Below are 1004 nucleotides of genomic sequence, written 5' to 3' on the forward strand. Positions count from 1 at the left end.
AGCCTTTTGTGTCGACAAAAGAAGTTGGCTTAGGGCTGGGGATGAATATTTGTAAGTCATTAATAGAAAAGCATAAAGGAAGTATCTACCTCGCTTCCTCATTAGAAAAAGGTGCGATGGTTGTGTTGGAGTTACCTAATGAGCAATAACCCATATTCAGTACTATTGGTCGATGATGATCAGGATGTTTTGGACTCTTATTCGTACTTGATGAACATATCATCAATCAAGTCAAAAGCCATTAACGACCCAACACAAGCGCTGCAATATGTCTCTCCAGAGTGGGCGGGCGTTGTTATTCTCGATATGTACATGCCGCAAATGCATGGATTAGAACTGCTTCGGATGATCAAAAACGTCGATGAGCGAATCCCTGTCATTGTGATCACTGGGCACGGCGATATTCCAATGGCGGTTGATGCAGTAAAGCAGGGCGCATGTGAGTTTTTAGAAAAACCGATCAATCCTGCTGAGCTGTTAACACTAGTAAAACAGCAGCTTGAAACTCGAAGCAGCCAGGTGGAATTGCAGCTACAGGCGGAGAAATCTATTTCGCGCTCATTAATTGGTAAGTCTGCGCATATGGAGCAGATCCGCAAGCTTGTTGCCCAATACGCGTTACTGGACACGCACGTGGTGGTTTATGGTGAGTCGGGCACTGGGCGTCACAGCGTCGCGGGGTTAATTAAAGACATGATGTCTAAGAGTGAAGAAACGGAGTATGGCTCTTTTGCTCTCAGTGCAACCACAACAATGGATAGCATTGATGATGCCATCGACAAACAGCAGTCGTGTTTACTTGTGTTAGAGAACTTACCTGAACTGCCTGAAGAGGGACAACGGCATCTGGCTCAATTGTTATTGGCGCGAGAGCGTTGTGGGAAAAAGAATCTGCGTGTTGTAACGATTTTTGACTCAGAACCGGAAGAGTACATCACCAAAAATCAATTGCTGCCGGAGCTGTACTATCTACTCAACCAAGGCGTGGTTCACGTACCGCCATT

Annotated in this window: 2 protein-coding genes; both read left to right on the top strand. The window is 45.5% G+C overall.

Annotated elements, in window-relative coordinates; genetic code table 11:
* A partial coding sequence (locus R7Q47_RS26820) for an ATP-binding protein (protein ID WP_318090379.1) occupies positions 1–149 on the top strand: 149 nt, incomplete at its 5' end.
* Positions 139–1004, top strand: an 866-nt coding sequence (locus R7Q47_RS26825) for a sigma-54-dependent Fis family transcriptional regulator (RefSeq protein ID WP_318090377.1), incomplete at its 3' end; no start/stop codon positions are given. The genes R7Q47_RS26820 and R7Q47_RS26825, both read left to right, overlap by 11 nt.

Source organism: Vibrio sp. Vb0349 (genome assembly GCF_033338975.1).